At 61.6% G+C, this 16846-nt stretch carries 14 protein-coding genes and 1 pseudogene; 12 read left to right on the top strand and 3 right to left on the bottom strand.

What is annotated here, in order from left to right:
* A partial coding sequence (locus GGR39_RS15845) for a transposase (protein ID WP_183618463.1) occupies positions 1-318 on the top strand: 318 nt, incomplete at its 5' end.
* Between the two features lie 269 nt (positions 319-587).
* Here GGR39_RS15845 and phnA read toward each other — a convergent pair.
* Positions 588-1859 carry a phosphonoacetate hydrolase gene (gene phnA, locus GGR39_RS15840; RefSeq protein ID WP_183618452.1) on the bottom strand — a complete coding sequence of 424 codons (1272 nt, stop codon included), beginning with the start codon at positions 1857-1859 and terminating at the stop codon, positions 588-590.
* Positions 1860-1970: 111 nt separating this feature from the next.
* On the opposite strand from phnA, the gene GGR39_RS15835 reads away from it, so the two are divergent.
* The 3 genes from GGR39_RS15835 (at position 1971) to GGR39_RS15825 (ending at position 6648) form a co-directional block, all read left to right on the top strand.
* Positions 1971-2864, top strand: a complete 894-nt coding sequence (locus tag GGR39_RS15835; RefSeq protein ID WP_183618441.1) for a LysR substrate-binding domain-containing protein — start codon at positions 1971-1973, stop codon at positions 2862-2864.
* A gap of 144 nt (positions 2865-3008) precedes the next feature.
* Positions 3009-5387: a TonB-dependent receptor gene (locus GGR39_RS15830; protein ID WP_183618575.1), complete on the top strand. Its 2379-nt coding sequence runs from the start codon at positions 3009-3011 to the stop codon at positions 5385-5387.
* Between the two features lie 10 nt (positions 5388-5397).
* Positions 5398-6648: an MFS transporter gene (locus tag GGR39_RS15825; protein WP_183618439.1), complete on the top strand. Its 1251-nt coding sequence runs from the start codon at positions 5398-5400 to the stop codon at positions 6646-6648.
* Between the two features lie 288 nt (positions 6649-6936).
* Here the strand turns inward: GGR39_RS15825 and GGR39_RS15820 are convergent, their stop codons facing one another.
* Both GGR39_RS15820 and GGR39_RS15815 read right to left on the bottom strand, forming a co-directional pair.
* Positions 6937-7257, bottom strand: coding sequence for a hypothetical protein (locus GGR39_RS15820; protein ID WP_183618437.1), 321 nt, complete (start codon positions 7255-7257; stop codon positions 6937-6939).
* A 43-nt stretch (positions 7258-7300) separates the two neighbouring features.
* Positions 7301-7927 carry a TetR/AcrR family transcriptional regulator gene (locus tag GGR39_RS15815; protein ID WP_246388828.1) on the bottom strand — a complete coding sequence of 209 codons (627 nt, stop codon included), beginning with the start codon at positions 7925-7927 and terminating at the stop codon, positions 7301-7303.
* Positions 7928-7984: 57 nt separating this feature from the next.
* Here GGR39_RS15815 and GGR39_RS15810 point away from each other — a divergent pair, with 57 nt between their 5' ends.
* The 8 genes and pseudogenes from GGR39_RS15810 (at position 7985) to GGR39_RS15775 (ending at position 16397) form a co-directional block, all read left to right on the top strand.
* Positions 7985-8440, top strand: a complete 456-nt coding sequence (locus GGR39_RS15810; protein WP_246388826.1) for a nuclear transport factor 2 family protein — start codon at positions 7985-7987, stop codon at positions 8438-8440.
* A complete protein-coding gene (locus tag GGR39_RS15805; RefSeq protein WP_183618435.1) occupies positions 8433-9275 on the top strand; it encodes a Rossmann-fold NAD(P)-binding domain-containing protein in 843 nt (280 codons plus the stop codon). Before GGR39_RS15810 ends, GGR39_RS15805 begins: the two co-directional genes overlap by 8 nt.
* 413 nt (positions 9276-9688) lie before the next feature.
* Positions 9689-11362: an L-lactate permease gene (lldP, locus tag GGR39_RS15800; protein ID WP_183618433.1), complete on the top strand. Its 1674-nt coding sequence runs from the start codon at positions 9689-9691 to the stop codon at positions 11360-11362.
* Entirely contained in the window at positions 11359-12138 is a 780-nt protein-coding gene (locus tag GGR39_RS15795) for an FCD domain-containing protein (protein ID WP_183618431.1), read from the top strand. Before lldP ends, GGR39_RS15795 begins: the two co-directional genes overlap by 4 nt.
* Positions 12135-13268, top strand: coding sequence for an FMN-dependent L-lactate dehydrogenase LldD (lldD, locus tag GGR39_RS15790; protein WP_058736689.1), 1134 nt, complete (start codon positions 12135-12137; stop codon positions 13266-13268). Before GGR39_RS15795 ends, lldD begins: the two co-directional genes overlap by 4 nt.
* Before the next feature lie 53 nt (positions 13269-13321).
* Positions 13322-14770: a DcaP family trimeric outer membrane transporter gene (locus tag GGR39_RS15785; protein WP_246388823.1), complete on the top strand. Its 1449-nt coding sequence runs from the start codon at positions 13322-13324 to the stop codon at positions 14768-14770.
* 102 nt (positions 14771-14872) lie between these two features.
* Positions 14873-15218 (top strand): annotated as a pseudogene (locus GGR39_RS17605) (PEP/pyruvate-binding domain-containing protein).
* A 546-nt stretch (positions 15219-15764) separates the two neighbouring features.
* Positions 15765-16397 (top strand): tyrosine-type recombinase/integrase, encoded by a 633-nt coding sequence (locus tag GGR39_RS15775; protein ID WP_183618430.1) that lies wholly within the window; start codon positions 15765-15767, stop codon positions 16395-16397.
* Positions 16398-16846 lie beyond the last annotated feature (449 nt).

Genomic DNA, 16846 nt, shown 5'->3' with positions numbered 1-16846 from the left:
CAGCAGGACTGCAGCAACTGCGCGCTCAAGCCACAATGCACACCCATCCTGCCGGCTCGCAAGGTGACCCGCTCCATCCACGAGGGCGCTCGCGACCTCGCTCGGGCCCTGTCGCAGGAAGATGAATGGATCGCCTCACGCCGCGAGCGTAAGAAGGTCGAGATGCTGTTTGCCCACCTGAAGCGCATCATGCGGCTCGACCGGCTGCGATTACGCGGACCCAATGGTGCCCGGGATGAGTTCCACCTCGCCGCTGCCGCCCAGAATCTGCGCAAGCTCGCCAAGATCAGCATCGCCAGGCAGATGGCGATGACATGAGGTCAGGCGATTCTGCTCAGCAGTTTCGATCCGTACCCTCCGCTTCGCCAAGAAGGCGACTTTTTCAACGCCATCGGGACAAAGCCGACGTTCGCTGCGGCCTCATCGAACGGCAGGTTCAACCGAAAGCTGCCATTCGTGAGCGTCCCGAAAAGGATGGCAAAACGGGACAGCTATCACAAACACGAAGCGATGAATCGGCGTTTGAGCAACCGCCCTCATTTAGACCAATGCTCACGTATGGATAGCGCCGCGGCCGGCACCGATCGTCAAGCGAGGCCGTTCAGCACCGCATCAAAGATGTCGAAGTTTCGCATCCCCTTGGCTTCCATGCTGGCACGATAGTCCGAGTTAAGTGCGCATGAGATGATGAAGGGGACATTTTGCTCTCCCAATCCACCATGGGAGCGAAGGAGATGACCTTCGAGGTTCGACAGATCATGGTCGATACGGCGGGCGCCCAGCACGCCATCGCGTCCCGCGAACACCGCGAAGTCGCCTTCACGATCAAGCGGAAGGTCAAAGCGCTCGCAAACGGTCTCTCGATCCAGTACCAGCTCGACACCAGGAAGCCCGCGCACGAATTCCATCATAGCCGGGACGTCGCCAGAACGCAGCAAATGCACGCGCACAAACCCGCCCAGCGCGCCGTGATGCTTCACGAAGGGGTCTGCGATCGGGCAGATCACCCTGACACTGCCGGCACCGAATTTGCCCTCGATCTCATCCTGAACGAAAGTGACGTTCGGGCGACCCTCTCCATCTGATTTTGGAGCCATGCCGTGGTCGGCTGTTAATGCGACCGTCGCACCACACGCGACCATCGCGGCGATATAATGATCGACAGCCCGATGAAAATCGTCGGCCTCCGCGGTGCCTGGCGCGTATTTATGCTGCACATAGTCTGACGTGGAGAGATAGAGAATTTCGGGGCGCTGCGTCTGGAGGATCTTCAATCCAGCCTCGAACACATAGAGCGAAAGGTCGGCCGAATATTGGTCGGGCTTTGCGCGCCCTACCAGGGATTCGCCATTGGCAAAGCCGAAGGCGCTCAGGTCCGCCTCATCGGCATTCTGCGCTGAAAACGCGATGCCGTCCATCTCATGCGCCAATACCTTCAGCAGCTTGTCCTTGGCCGTGACGGTAGCGGTCGTCACGGCGACACGGTTCATCGCAGCGAAGATCGTGCCGCACCGCAGGCGCGCGGCATCGGCTATCATGATTTCCTCACCAGTCTCCTGATCAAGATAATAATTGCCGTTGATGCCGTGTATCGACGGCGGCACCCCCGTGACGATCGACGTGTTGTTGGTATTTGTCGTCGTTGGTACGGCCGACAGCGCCGACCCGACATAGCCGCTGGTCTTAAACCCGGCGATCGTCGGCAAAACGCCGTCGGCGATCCCCTGGTACAGATATTCCGGGTCGAAACCATCTAGGCAGATCACGACCGTTGGCCGTACAGGCAGCGCATAGCGACGCCCATTGACGTCTATGCTTCTGACGGCAGGCGGTCGATTAAGCGCAGTGTCGGTGGTCAAAGCAGGCTCCGTTGAACGCTAGAGTTGGCCGCTTAAATTCACATTTGATGTCGACTTACAATCGAATTATAAGCAGTATATTGTGAGATTAATTCCGGTTTGAGGCAGGCGATGCGCGAACGTGAACTTCCATTGACGGCGCTTCGGGCCTTTTCCGTGGCGGCGGCATCGCAGAACCTTGCGACTGCGGCGGACAGGCTCGGCGTCACGCATGGCGCCGTCAGCAAGCAGATCATCGCGCTGGAGGAGTGGCTCGGCCAGAGCCTGTTCACCCGCCAGGGCCGCTCGCTTCGCCTGACACCTTATGGGCGCATTCTGGCGGACCGGGTTTCCGATTCCCTCCAGCACCTGGGTGCGGCGTGTGAATATGTGATGCGCGATCGCGCTCGCAGGATATTGACGGTCGAGGCGCAAACCACTTTCGCCATGTATTTCCTCCTACCGCGCATCAAGGAGTTCGAGGCGCTCAATCCCGGCCTTTCGGTCTGGGTGTCCACGCGGCTGACCGGCCAGACCCCTGACTATTCCCGTCACGATCTGGTTATCACACGGGGCGATTCCGCGTCAGGGGGTGTTCGCCTCGCATCATCCCGGCTTCTCATGCAGGAGCAACTCACGGTCGTCAGCTCGACGGCGCTTCTGAAACAAAAGCCGGTTCTGGAAGCGGGTGATCTGCGCGCGCATGCGCTTTTGGCCTCCTCAAGCCGACCCGGAGATTGGGACGCGTGGCTGACGCATGCCGGAGCGGCCGGACAGACGATCGAAGGGGGGCATCATTTCGATCATCTATTCGTCGCCCTTCACGCAGTCAGGGACGGCTATGGATCGACGATTGCGCCGCGTCAGTTCTTCGACAGCGACAATCGTTATGGATTGGCTTGCCCACTCTCGGACCTTTATGTGACCGGATTGCCGTTACATGCGCATGTGACTGCGTCGGCGGACCATGAACATGTGTCTCGATTGCTGGACTGGCTCGACACCAAGATGGAAAGCCAATCTTAATACGAGAAATTATCTCGCATTTCGTTGATAATTTGTCGACTTTTGGTGAGGCCCAACTGTAACAAACTGTCATTAGCGACCCGCTCCAGAGACATTCTGGGGATCATCGTGAACTTTCATCGAAGTACGTTACGCGCCATTCTCATGGGAACGGCAGGTGCCTGCTGTTTCTCCGCACACTTTGCCGCCGCTGCCGAAGTCAACCAGCCCTCATATGCTGACGGTGGAGACATTATCGTCACGGCGACGAAGCGCGAGACGAGTTTGCAGAAGACGCCGATCGCCATCAACGTGGTCGATGGCGAAGCGCTGCGGGATCGTCACATCCAGAGCCTGCTCGACCTTGGCGACGGCGCAGTCCCGAGCCTGCGCATCTCGACCTATGATGCAAGACAGACAGCCCTGACCATCGGCATTCGCGGCATTGTTCCGCTTGACGCCAATCAACCCGCCCGCGAACAGGGGGTCGGCGTCTATATCGATGGTGTTTATCTGGGTCGCCAGCACGGTCTCAACGCCGCGTTGTTCGACGTCGAACGGATCGAGGTTCTGAAAGGCCCGCAGGGAACGCTGTTCGGCCGCAATACCGAGGGTGGCGCGCTGTCTATCGTCACCAAAAGGCCAAGCGGCGTGTTTGGGTTTCGCGGAACCGCTGGGATCGCCAATTTCGGCGGCTATAATGCTGACGCGCATCTCGACCTGCCGGAATGGCATGGCCTGAGCGTCAAACTTGATGGTGTGATCCAGCATCAGGACGCGACGGTGAAAAATCCGCTCGCCGGGCAGACGGGGTGGAATTACTTCGATCGTCAGGGGCTTCGCGCCGCTGTGCGCTGGAAGCCAAGCCCGGAATTCACGGCAGACTTCGCCTATGATTACGGACATGATCAAAATTCGCCCTTCTACGGGCAACTCCTCAACATCAATCCCAACAAATGCGTCGCCGGCCCGGCTTCGGCGCAACCGGCCTGCGTGCTGCCGGGGACGGCGCCGATCAACTTTACCGGGACGGTAAAACCGCTCAATCCATTGGTTGAGGTGGTTGGCGATCGCCGCATGAAGGCTGCGGACATCGGCGTTCCGCAACCTCCGAGCCTCGATAAAACGCACGGATATACGGCCAACCTTTCCTACCGGCTTTCACCGGCGATCGAATTGCGCTCCATCACTGCATGGCGCGGCGTGACGTCAAACCAGTATGACAATTCATTCGGTGCCCATCGGCCGCCCATCGTCGTCGCCGGCTGTAAGGGCGCAGCCTGCAACTTCAGCCGCCTAAGCCTCGCCGACCTGTATCAAAAGCAGTTCAGCCAGGAATTTCAGGCGGTCGGCAGCGTGGGCAAGGTCGATTATGTGGCGGGTCTCTACTATTTCAATGAGCGTGTCAGCGATGATGCCGCGACGCCGAACTCGATGGCTTTTGATCCCACGCTAACCAACGTTATCGTGCTCGATCCTTGCCGTGGCTCAGCAGGCTTCGGCTCGCAGCCGGGGTGTCGCTTCATCGACCGCGCCAGCCACGCCTATGCAAAGAGCTATGCGATCTTCGGGCAGGCCACATACAATCTGGGCGCGGTTCATCTGACAGTCGGCGGGCGCAATACCTGGGATCGGCGGCACGGTGATCTCTACATCGTCAACAATGCCGCAACGCCTTTCACCTATCGGCAAAATACAAGCCGGTTCGACCCCTTGCTCGTCGCCGCCTGGGAAGCCGCCGATGGCTTCAACCTGTATGCGAAATATTCGACGGGCTATCGTTCAGGCGGGGCCAGCTCGCGGTCGATCAATTATCGCTCGTTCGGACCCGAAACACTCAAGGCGTATGAACTGGGTGCCAAAACTGAATTTTTCGACCGCCGCATTCGGTTGAATGTCGCCGGCTACGTCATGGATCGGGCGCAAAGCCAAGTCGACTTCATCTCGGTATCCTTCGATCAAACCACTGGGGGCAGCCGAAACACCACAGAGACGATCAATGCGTCCGGTACGATGAAAATTCGCGGCATCGAAGCCGACTTAACAGTCTCACCGCTACCCGGTCTCTCGCTGACCGGCTCCTACGCCTATACCTATACGCGCGTGCCCCCGGTTCGGAATCCGTTCACCGGCGTGAAGCAGAATGTCTATATCGTATATACACCGCGCAACGCGGCGAGCGGTGCGATCAACTATGCCGTGCCGCTGGCCGGAGCGCGCCTGAACCTGCATCTCGACGGCAATTACGCGCAGGCGACCCAGACCTTCGATCAATACGCGCGCAAGAACGAAGCCTCGTTCATCGTCAACGCACGCGTTGCGCTTGCCGACATTACGATGCCGGGCGGCGCCGATCTCACCCTATCGCTCTGGTCGCGAAATCTGCTGAACGAAACACATGTCTATCGCGTCGATCCATCGAATGGCCTGGGAAGCCTCCCCGCCGCCGGAAGCACGTCGTCCAGTCTTAATAACGTCCTGGGTGACCTTGGCTATTTTAATGCGCCACGCACCTTTGGTGCCGAAGCGACGATAAAGTTTTGAGGGGCATCTCATGAGCAAGAGCCAGACGACCTATCGCCGCCTGCAATGGAGAATGCTGCTGGCAGTCATGTTCTGCTACCTCTTCTACTATACGGGCCGACAGACACTCGGCTTCGCGATACCGGGGATCGAGCGAGAATTTCACCTGAGCAAATATTTCATCGGGTGGATATCGGCCGGCATTCTTTGGGGCTATGCGCTCGGTCAGGCGATCAACGGCAATCTGGGCGACAAGTTCGGGGCGCGGCGCGCCATGACCGCCGGCGCCCTGCTGTCCGCTTCGGCGAACTGGGCGGTGAGCTTCGCTATCGGATTCAAGACGCTGTTGTTTGGATGGTGGCTGAACGGCTATTTCCAAGCGCTCGGTTTCGCACCGGGCAGCCGACTCATCTTCAACTGGTGGACCAAGGCGGAGCGCGGAAAGGTATATGGCCTCTATCTCTTCGCCGCCGGCCTGTCGTCCGTCATGGCGTTCGTTCTGGCGTTGGTGGTGGTCGATGTGCTGGCGCTCGACTGGCGCTGGATCTTCAGGCTCCCGGTGCTGCTGCTCGCCATGGCGGGCGTCATTTTCTATTGCATCGCCCGGGACAATCCTTCCGATTGCGGCTTCGAACGCGAGATGGACGAAGCGGAAGAAGAGGCCTCGCACGGCGGGATGGATGAAAGTTCACGCGAGCGCTATGTGGCGATCCTGAAAAACGCCAAAATACACATCGGTGGCCTGGCGCTCGGTTTTCAGAATGCAGCGCGCTACGGCCTAATCGTCTGGGCGCCGGTTCACTTTATGGGGCCGCACTGGAAGGACGGCGGGGGACCGATCAGTCCAGCATGGATGACGATCGCCTTGCCGCTTGGCATGGCGTTCGGCGCCCTTTCCAATGGCTGGTTGTCAGACGTTCTGTTTCGCTCGGTGCGGTGGAAGCCGATTGCGCTCTACATGGCCTGCGCCGCAGGCGTTGCTACTACCTTGCACCTTTATCCCATGACGTTCTCCTGTACGATCGTCATGCTCTTCCTATGCGGCTTTTTTGTCTATGGGCCTCACTCGACCTTTTGGGCGCTGGTGCCCGATCTCGTCGGCCAACACCGGGCGGGCACGGCAACCGGGATCATGAACTGCTACGCCTATGTTTTTGCGGGGCTGGGTGAACCCTTGATCGGCCATCTGCTCGACATCTATCATGATACCGGCCTGATCTTTGTTATCGTGGCGGTGGCTTGCATATTGAGCGGTTCATGTGCGGTCCTGATCCGGCGATGATCGATCGCATTTCGAGCTTGTGGCTCGACGCCCTAGGTTTCGCGATCCCGTCTAGCATGGGATATTGATTGGGAAAGATGATTTGCGCGGTGCTTTCTGCTCTGCAAGCACCGCGCACTTACACGATTAGAATGTGTGCCGGCCGCTTCCTCTGTCGCCACTCCAACTGCGCCTGACAGGATGCGCTCGAGGCACTCGCTGCCAGCATCAATATCCCGAAATCTGTCAGCGGAGCCGGAATAGAGGAAGGGCAAGGTCAAGGCATTAAACGGTCGACGTGGTGGGCCTTTACCGTTTGGGTTGCGGTGGGGCTGACCACATCTCGGCGTCGTCCACATAGGCGCGCTTCGTTCGCTTGTCGTACAGGCAAAGCCTGGACAGCGAGGAGCCTCTCGTCCGATCTGAGACGAGCATCGCCACCATGCCAACCCGATCGTCGAACCCGACGATCGTCGAAGCGCGATAATTGCGGATCTTGCTGGCGGCTACGCACGCCTTGGTGACCGCTCCATCGAACTGACGCCATGCGGCATCGCTTGACGCATAGGCTGGCCCGGTTGCGCCCGCCGCGGTCAAGGCCATGACGAGAACCTTTTTGAAGCGATGCATGAAAACTCCCTATAAACGCTCTGCCAAGCCATGGACGCGCCATCTAGAACCGCTGGTGAACGCGAAGCGCAGCGGCGATCATCTTGGCCAGACGTTCGATATGCGCCCGGTCCGATCGCCCGCCGAGCACTGCCAATCGCCAGTATAGCGGGGCGGCGATGAGATCGGCTGCGGTTTCCCGATCGATCGACGGGGCTACTTCCCCCCGCGCGATCGCACGGTCGATCAATGCATCAATTCTCTCTCGCCGCGCGCGCTGAAACGGTCGTATCGCCCGCTCCAGCGTTGGAGTTCGCTCCATCTCGGCGTGAAGATCCATGAGAATGCGCTTCACCGCACGATGTCGAAGCACTCGTCTGATGGCAAGCAGCGTCGCTTTCAGATCGTCTTCCAAGGATCCTTGCGCATCGACATCGGTAATCGTCAGCCCCACGCGTGAGAGCAGATCGCTCGCCATCGCAGCTTTTTCGGGCCACCGCCGGTAGAGCGCGGCCTTGCCCACGCCGGCAGATCGCGCGACGCACTCCAAGCTTAGTCCCGAATAACCCTTGGATGCCCACTCGTGAAAAAAGGCGCGAGTCAGCGCCTCCGTCACTTCCACGCGCATGACGGCCGCGCCGCTGGGCTTGCGCACTTGCAAATTTTCCTGGTCGGAACGTTTGCGTTCCATCGCGCCCTGCCTATCTGTAGACGGAACGATAGCGTTCCATCGAATAGGAGATAGGGCATGACCGAAAACATTCAAAGCTTCTCCTCCATGCTCCGTCAGGCGCTGGGCGACAGGATCGATGCCGGCGCCGGCACCTTTGTCGAGATGATGGCCGAGGACGGCGTGATGGAGTTTCCCTACGCACCGGCGGGGCTGCCGACGCGCTTGGAGGGCCGCGCCGCCATCGCCAGCCATTTGGAGGAGGCGGGCAGGATGATCGCCTTCGACCGCATGGGGGAGCCTGTCGTTCATCCGTCGACCGATCCCGATATCGTCGTGCTGGAATTCGAGGGCTTCGGGCGGGGCGTCGCCACCGGCGAACCATATGATCAGACCTATATCTCGGTGATACGTACGGCGAACGGTCACATCGTTCATTATCGCGACTATTGGAATCCGCTCGTCGTGCTGCGGGCAGCGATGGGGGCGGCGCTGATCGACGCGCTTGTCGCCGGAAAGGCCGATCATGCGTGATCGTATTCTGGTGACCGGCGGCACCGGCAAAACGGGGCGGTTGCTCGCCGAGCAGCTCACGGCCAGCGGGGCAGGCGCGCGCATCGCGACCCGGCGTCCGTCCGCCGTGGACCACGTCCGGTTCGATTGGGATGATATGACGACCCATGGTCCGGCGCTCGACGGCGTAAGCTCGGTCTATCTCGTGGCGCCCACCGACCGGGCGGAGCATCTGCCCGTCATGCTCCCGTTTCTGGAGCAGGCGGTCATGCGGGTGCCAGGGCGACTGGTGCTGCTGAGTGCTTCGTCCCTGAACGAGGATGGGCCGATGATGGGCAAGGTGCATGCCTGGCTTCACGCCCATGCGCCGCGCTGGACGGTGCTGCGCCCGAGCTGGTTCATGCAGAACGTCACGACCCAGCACCTGCCATCGATTATCGGCGAAGGTCGCATCTATTCCGCCACGCAAGGCGGCCGTGTGCCGTTCATCGACGCCGCGGACATCGCCGCCGTCGCGGTCAGGGCGCTGACCGAAACGACGCTCGCATCCGATGATCACGTCCTGACCGGTCCGCGAGCGCTCACCTACGACGAGGTGGCGCGCGCGATCTCCGAGGTGAGCGGCCGTGCGGTACGTCATCACCGCCTGTCGGCCGACGAGCTGACGGATCGCTACCTCGGCTTCGGCATGTCTCGCCATTACGCTTCGGTTCTTGCCGGCATGGACGATGCCATCGCGCATGGCGCCGAGGATCGGACGACCGATGAGGTCGAGAGGATGACCGGACGTCCGGCAACCGATTTCGCAAGCTTCCTAATTGACCAGCGAGCTGTCCTAAGCGGGGGGCAGCCCTGATCCGCCGCGACAATAACAGCCGGCAACGCTTTCTTGCCCCGATCTCGTCGCCACCATGCAGCCGTGAATGGCTAGATACGGCTAAGTCTCGCAAACGAAGGCCAGCGAGACGGCCGGGGCGTTCCCTGAATCGATGGCATTTCGAGAATCTGGTTTGACGGGTCGCCAGTTACCACCCGTTCCAAGACCGGAACGATCGCTTCGATGTTGCCTCTTTTGCGGGAGACGGGAGGAGCAATCCCGATGACGCTGGTTAGTCTCCCACGCATGAGCCACCGTTGCTATGCCACCTCATGGTAGTACCAGAAAGGAGTAAGTCAGCAGCGGATATAATTGACGGCTTCAATCAAATGCCCGACTTTCACCTTGAAAACAGATATCTGGTACTACCAGATGCAAGGAGAAGGGACGCCATGGGAGTCTGGGCGCAGAACTATGATCCGCTTGGTAATATCTGGCTGTCCAGTTTGGTCGCAGCTATTCCGATCGTTTTTTTCTTTCTGGCGCTGACAGCCTTCCGCCTGAAAGGATATATCGCCGGTACTGTCACCGTCGCATTGACTTTGGCGGTCGCGATCGGGCTGTACGGCATGCCGGTCAACAGCGCGCTGGCCGCCGGCATATTTGGATTCTTCTATGGTCTTTGGCCAATTGCATGGATCATCATCGGCGCGGTGTTCCTCTACCGGATCGCAGTCGCGACCGGGGCATTCGACATTATCCGCCAATCGATCCTGACCGTGACCGAGGATCAGCGGCTGCAACTCCTGCTGGTCGGCTTCGCGTTCGGTGCATTCCTCGAAGGGGCAGCCGGGTTCGGTGCGCCGGTCGCGATCACCTCGGCGCTGCTGGTCGGATTGGGGTTCCGCCCGCTCTATGCCGCCGGGCTGTGCCTGATCGCCAATACCGCGCCGGTGGCGTTCGGGGCGATGGGCATCCCGATCGTCGTCGCAGGCCAGGTGACCGGCATCGATCCGTTCCTGATCGGACAGATGGCCGGGCGGCAGTTGCCGTTGCTCTCGGTCCTCGTGCCCTTCTGGCTGATCCTCATCATGGACGGCCCGCGCGGCGTGCGCGAGACGTGGCCCGCCCTCCTCGTCGCGGGCGGTTCGTTTGCGATCGTCCAGTTCCTGACCGCCAACTTCATCGGGCCGGAGCTGCCCGATATCACCGCCGCGCTCGCCTCGCTGATCGCGCTGCCGGTGTTCCTGCGCTTCTGGCAGCCCAAGCGCATCTTCCGCTTCGATGCGGCCGAGGTCGCCGCCGACGGCGCGGTGCCGGTCGCGCCGGCCACGACGCAGACCGTGCGTCATTCGCCGGTAAAGATCGCCTGGGCATGGTCGCCGTTCCTGATCCTGACGGTGTTCGTGACGCTGTGGAGTATCGCCCCGGTCAAGGCGCTGTTCGCCGCCGACGGGCCGCTTGCGCATCTCGTCCTCAAGCTGCATGTGCCCTTTCTCGACAAGCTGGTGGCCAAGGTGCCGCCGATCGTGAAGCAGGTCACGCCATACGAAGCGGTCTACAAATTCGACTGGCTGTCGGCGACCGGCACCGCGATCATGCTGGCCGCGATCGTCACCATCGCCTTCCTGCGGATGAAGCCCGCAGAGGCCTTGCGTACTTTCGGTGATACGCTGAAGAACCTCGCGATCCCGATCTACTCGATCGGCATGGTCCTCGCCTTCGCGTTCCTCGCCAATTATTCGGGACTGTCGGCGACCCTGGCACTGGCGCTGGCGCATACCGGATCGGCGTTCACCTTCTTCTCGCCGTTCCTGGGGTGGCTGGGCGTGTTCCTGACCGGATCGGATACCTCGGCCAACGCGCTGTTCGCCGCGCTGCAGGCCAATACCGCGCACCAGATCGGGGTCACCGACGTGCTTCTGGTCGCGGTCAACACCACTGGCGGCGTCACCGGCAAGATGATCTCGCCGCAATCGATCGCGATCGCCTGCGCCGCCGTCGGGCTGGTGGGCAAGGAGTCGGACCTGTTCCGCTTCACCGTGCGCCACAGCCTGCCGCTGTGCGCGCTGGTCGGGATCATCACCACGGTTCAGGCGTACCTCGTGCCGTGGATGATCCCATGAGCGCGGTCGTGAACGCAGCACCCAGCGCATCGGGCCGGGCCGAAGCCGCTATCGAGGCGCTGATCGCCGAGCGCAAGCTGCTGCCGGGAGCGCGGCTCCCGTCCGAACGCGCGCTGGCGGAAACGCTTGGGGTGTCGCGCAACATCTTGCGCGAGGCGATGAGCCGGTTGGTGTCGCGGGGACGGATCATCATCCGCCCGCGCGCCGGCGCGATCCTCGCCGAACCGTCGGCGCAGTGGACGCAGGCGATGATCGCCGAACCGCTCGCTCCGCTGGTCGAGGGCAATCCGGGCTATGGCCACGACATTCTCGAGGTGCGCGAGTCGCTGGACGGCACCGTCGCCTATCACGCCGCACGGCGGGCCGACGCAGTCGACAAGGACCGTATCCGCCGCCGGTTCGACGCGATGGAGAAGCTGCATGCCGCCGGCGATGTCGCCGCCGAGGCGCATGCCGACGCCGCGTTCCACCTCGCCATCGCGCATGCCTCACGCAACGCGGTGCTGACCCATGTCATGTCGAGCCTGTTCAGGCTGCTCCACACCAGCATTTCACAGACCCGCGAAAAAATCTATGCGGTGCCGCGCACTTTCGAGGAGCTGTCGGCGCAGCACCGCGCGATCATGGAGCGGATCGTCGCGGGTGATGCCGAGGGCGCGCGCGATGCCGCCGGCGTTCATCTCGAATTCGTGCGCACGACGGTCCGACGGGTCGAGGACGACCTTGCCCGCACCGAACGCGCCGCAGCCGCGCCAGACCTGGGAACGATCCGATGATTATTTCGGCCACCACCGATTATCGCGAAGCGGCCCGCCGCCGTCTGCCGCCGTTCCTGTTCCATTATATCGACGGTGGCGCCTATGCCGAACATACGCTTCGCCATAACGTTTCCGACCTGTCCGACGTGGCTTTGCGACAGCGGGTCTTGTGCGACGTTGCCGACATCGATCTTTCCGTAACCCTGTTTGGCCGGTCGCTCGGCATGCCGGTGGTGCTGGCTCCCGTCGGGTTGACCGGCATGTATGCGAGACGCGGTGAGGTTCAGGCCGCGCGCGCAGCGGCGGCCAGGCAGGTGCCCTTCACCCTGTCGACGGTATCGGTCTGCGCGATCGACGAGGTGCAGCGGCAGTCGAGCGCACCGATCTGGTTCCAGCTCTATGTGCTGAAGGATCGCGGCTTCATGCGCGACGCGCTCGAACGTGCGCAGGCGGCGGGGGTCGAGACGCTGGTCTTTACGGTGGACATGCCGGTGCCGGGCGCGCGCTATCGCGATGCGCATTCCGGCATGTCGGGGCCCAATGCCGCGTGGCGGCGGATGCTGCAGGCGGTCACCCATCCGCGCTGGGCATGGGACGTCGGCATCCACGGGCGGCCGCACGATCTGGGTAACATCTCCGCCTATCGCGGGGCCGCCACCGGGCTTGCCGATTACATCGGGTGGCTCGGCGCGAATTTCGATCCGTCGATCAGCTGGCGCGACCTGCAATGGATCCGCGATACCTGGAAAGGCTCAATCGTCATCAAGGGCATCCTCGACGTCGAGGATGCGCGGGAAGCGGTACGCTTCGGGGCACAGGGCATCGTCGTGTCGAACCATGGCGGGCGGCAGCTCGACGGCGTGCTGTCGTCGGCGCGCGCGCTGCCCGCCATCGCCGATGCGGTAAAGGGGCAGGTGTCGATCCTGGCCGATTCCGGGATACGCTCGGGGCTCGACGTCGTGCGGATGCTGGCGCTTGGGGCCGATGCCGCGATGCTCGGCCGGGCGTTCATCTATGCACTCGCCGCCGATGGACAGGCCGGGGTCGCCAACCTCCTCGAACTGTTCGATCGGGAGATGCGCGTCGCGATGGCGCTGACCGGGGTCCGGACGATCGCCGGTATCGATTCGACCATCATCGCGCGCTGACGCGAGGCCGCACCGGCGCGAATGCCGGACCATCAGTACAGGGGGGATACAGGATGCCGCATTTCAGGCAGCGGACGACCCGTGCCGTCTTGCTTTCAGGGCTGATGCTGGCAGGCACGGCGCCCGCCGCCGCGCAGACCGCCGCGGACTATCAAGCGTTGCGCAGCAAGGTGGACGAGTTGCAGCGCCAGCTAGACACGGTACAACGCGCGCTGACCGCGAAGGGGCCGCGCGAAACGCCGCCGGTCATGGCCGTCGCGTCGCCTCCGGCCACCGGCACCGCCGCGCAGCAGCAGCAGGGCCCCTCCGACCCGCTGCCCCGGCCGGCGGGTGCGCCGTCAGTCCTGGCACAGGGCGGACCATCGGCGCTACCCGCCGGATACGGCTTCCGTATCGGCGAAACCAGTTTTCGCATCAGCGGCTTCATCAAGGGCGACCTCGTCTTCAGCCGCTATGGCGATGGCGACACCGCAACCAATCCGCTGGGCCGCGAACTGTCGCTGCCGCAATCGATCCCGGTCGGTGGCCGGCGATCCGGCATTCTTGCCGATGCGTCGGCCAAACAGTCGCGGATCGCGTTCCAGACCGCGACACCGATCGGCGAGAAGCTGCTGACGACGCTGATCGAAGCGGACTTTCAGGTTGCTCCGGCGGTGTTGGGCGGCGAGCGCGCGCTCAATCCCTATACCTTCGGCTTGCGCCGCGCGGTTGCGGGTTATGGCGGGTTCGCGATCGGGCAGGACTGGAGCAACTTTCAATATGTTGCCGCCTTGCCCGAAACCGCCGATTTCGTCGGGGTAACCGACGGCACCGTGCTGGTTCGGCAGATGCTGCTACGCTACAGTCATCCGGTCGGCAACAGGTGGACCATCTCCACCTCGATCGAGAACCCGGAAACCGTGTCGGCGATGGCCGGTGCGCCCGCACTGACCGACAATGACGATGACAGCGTTCCCGACCTGACCGGACAATTGCTCTGGTCGGCGAAGGGGGCCAGCCTGTCGCTGACCGGGCTGTTCCGATCGATGCGGGTCGATCCCGCCAACGGTCGACCGGCGGTAACGGCACAGGGCTATGGTGTGTCGCTGGCCGGGATTGCACCGCTGCCGACCGGCAAGGGTGACGATATCCGTTTCATGATAACGGGCGGTCGCGGGCTGGGGCGCTATGTCGGCGCCAACGTCGCGGCCGATGCGATCTATGACACGGTGAACGATCGGCTCGTGCCGGTTCCATTGCTTGCAGGCTTTGCCGGGGTCCGCCATTTCTGGACCGGCACGCTGCGCAGTACCTGGATGGGGTCATTCCAGCAGATCTGGAATCCGTCCTTAGCCTCACCGCTGTCGACGCGGCAGGTATGGGACACTGCGGTCAACCTGTTCGTATCGCCGCTGCCACGCCTCGACCTCGGCGTCGAGCTGCGCGTGTCGCACCGCGAGCTTGTGAACGGCGCAAGCGGCATGCTCGAACGGCTGCACTTTATGGTGAAACAAGGATTTTGATCCGGCCGGTCGGCGGTTCGTGTGCCGAACGAAATACGACCGCCGATTGAACCAGATACCCCGACGCGGGACCACCTGCGCGCAGAGCATGGCGAACGAGCAATGACGCGACATGTCTATCGCTTCGGCGACGGGGTGTCGGACGGGGGATCGGGCGACAGGACGCTCTTGGGCGGCAAGGGCGCGAACCTTGCCGAAATGGCATCGATCGGTCTGTCGGTGCCGCCGGGCTTCACCATCGTGACGACGATGTGTACCCGCTATCACGAGGACGGCCAGGCCTTCCCCGACCCGGCGTCGATCGCCTTTTTGCGAGAAGGTCGGGCTCGATTACGTCTCGGCCAGCCCCTACCGCGTGCCGATCACCCGGCTTGTCGCGGCACAGGTAGCCTTGGCTAGAACCCGCAACGTAGTCCGGGTTCGGTCTGACTCATCCGTTCCTGGATGAGCGTTTGCTGCAAGCCGTAGCTGCTGATGCAGCGTGCGGGTGGCGCCCGCTCTAAAGAACCTCGACCCGTTCGTCTTGGACGGTAGGGATCGACCAAGGTGGTCATCTTACAACCGCCTGGATCGTATGTGGTTCGACTGATAATGAAAAGGCGTCTTCGACGCTGGTCGGCATTCTCAATTGGGAACGTCTCGCGAGACACCCCGTGTCAGGGCGCGTAAGCAGGGGGATGACAGGATAGGCTTTCCCAAAACCTGTTCCCTATTGTGTTTTCCCGAAATAGCGCATCGGACATGGAGAAACGGGACAGTTAGATATCCTTAAAGGACCGGCTTAGAGTATCCGTGGTGATCGACGTAGCGGCAATGTAGAGGGGCTGCTGTCCGGCGCGTCGAGACTATCGAACGGCAGGTTCCAATGGATCCCGTCGTTAGCGCCACCATGGAGGAACGGCGATACCTGGTCGGCACGAGCCCCAAAGCCAATCCTGCGTATCCTCGCCGACAAGCGTTTGGCAGATGGCCATGTGGCCAAAGGAGAACGATCATGGAGATGTCTGGAACAGAACTCACCGCCACCAAGCGCCCGGTTTGGAATGCCGGAAGGACCGTAGGAGCAAAGCGGGCCCTGAAACCAAAGCAGATTTGGGAAATCCGGTTCTACCTCAATCAGCGCCGCCGCATAAGAGATCGGGCGCTGTTCGATTTGGCGATCGACAGCAAGCTTCGGGGCTGCGACTTGGTGCAGATTAAGATCGGCGACCTTGTCAGCGGAGGGCAGATTCGGACGCGGGCAATCGTCATGCAGCAGAAGACAGGCCGGCCCGTTCAGTTCGAGCTGCTGCCAGATGCTCGGGCCAGCTTGCTCGCATGGCTCGAACGCCGTGGCGGCACAGTGGACGACTATGTTTTCCCAAGTCGCATTGATCACAATGGGCACCTGAGCACACGGCAGTATGCCCGACTTGTAGATGAATGGGTGACTGGGGTCGGTTTGATGCGAAGCGAGTATGGCACGCACTCGCTCCGGCGAACGAAGGCGTCGATCATCTACAGGGCGACCGGCAATCTAAGGGCTGTCCAGATCCTTCTCGGCCACAGCAAGATCGAGAATACGGTGCGCTATCTTGGGATAGACGTGGAGGACGCGCTTGCCCTTGCCGAGAACACCGAAATCTGAATCTACTGGTGCCCGTCTCCGGGACGTGCCGGACACGGGCGCTTGGGACTTTGCTGTCGTTCGGCGCCGCGACTGGGAACGTCCGTTCACGCCAACACCGGTCCTTCGTGCATCAGCTTGAGCTTCTTTTCCCTACGTCTGGGCTGCTGGACGTAGCGCACCTTCCGGATTCAGGCCCCCACTAGCGATAAGCTGCCCCACACTCACCCGGGGCGTGTTGAAGATCTGGCTCTTTGGGCGCTCGAGACTGTTCGGATTTAGTTGCGAAATCGACTGAAAAGGAACGTCGTTCGGCAAAGTAGCTAAACGATCCAGCCGATATGCCTTCAAAATAGGGAGCATTGCGCTTTCCCAGCAACAGCGTGTCAACAGGCCTGTTTGTGACGCGACGCGTCGATCTCCTGCGGATTTGCACAGGGCTTTGTAAAAACTGCAAAGTCTCAGCTGGC

This window comes from Novosphingobium fluoreni (assembly GCF_014196615.1).
Classification (GTDB): domain Bacteria; phylum Pseudomonadota; class Alphaproteobacteria; order Sphingomonadales; family Sphingomonadaceae; genus Novosphingobium; species Novosphingobium fluoreni.
This window is presented reverse-complemented; position numbering and strand designations above follow the sequence as displayed.

Bases quoted from the DNA above. Each gene is read 5' to 3' on its own strand.
- GGR39_RS15815 (WP_246388828.1), bottom strand. From the start codon at position 7,927: ATGGAACGCAAACGTTCCGACCAGGAAAATTTGCAAGTGCGCAAGCCC.
- lldP (WP_183618433.1), top strand. From the start codon at position 9,689: ATGGGAGTCTGGGCGCAGAACTATGATCCGCTTGGTAATATCTGGCTG.
- GGR39_RS15795 (WP_183618431.1), top strand. From the start codon at position 11,359: ATGAGCGCGGTCGTGAACGCAGCACCCAGCGCATCGGGCCGGGCCGAA.
- GGR39_RS15775 (WP_183618430.1), top strand. From the start codon at position 15,765: ATGGAGATGTCTGGAACAGAACTCACCGCCACCAAGCGCCCGGTTTGG.
- GGR39_RS15835 (WP_183618441.1), top strand. From the start codon at position 1,971: ATGCGCGAACGTGAACTTCCATTGACGGCGCTTCGGGCCTTTTCCGTG.
- lldD (WP_058736689.1), top strand. From the start codon at position 12,135: ATGATTATTTCGGCCACCACCGATTATCGCGAAGCGGCCCGCCGCCGT.
- GGR39_RS15785 (WP_246388823.1), top strand. From the start codon at position 13,322: ATGCCGCATTTCAGGCAGCGGACGACCCGTGCCGTCTTGCTTTCAGGG.
- GGR39_RS15825 (WP_183618439.1), top strand. From the start codon at position 5,398: ATGAGCAAGAGCCAGACGACCTATCGCCGCCTGCAATGGAGAATGCTG.
- GGR39_RS15830 (WP_183618575.1), top strand. From the start codon at position 3,009: ATGGGAACGGCAGGTGCCTGCTGTTTCTCCGCACACTTTGCCGCCGCT.
- GGR39_RS15805 (WP_183618435.1), top strand. From the start codon at position 8,433: ATGCGTGATCGTATTCTGGTGACCGGCGGCACCGGCAAAACGGGGCGG.
- GGR39_RS15820 (WP_183618437.1), bottom strand. From the start codon at position 7,257: ATGCATCGCTTCAAAAAGGTTCTCGTCATGGCCTTGACCGCGGCGGGC.
- GGR39_RS15810 (WP_246388826.1), top strand. From the start codon at position 7,985: ATGACCGAAAACATTCAAAGCTTCTCCTCCATGCTCCGTCAGGCGCTG.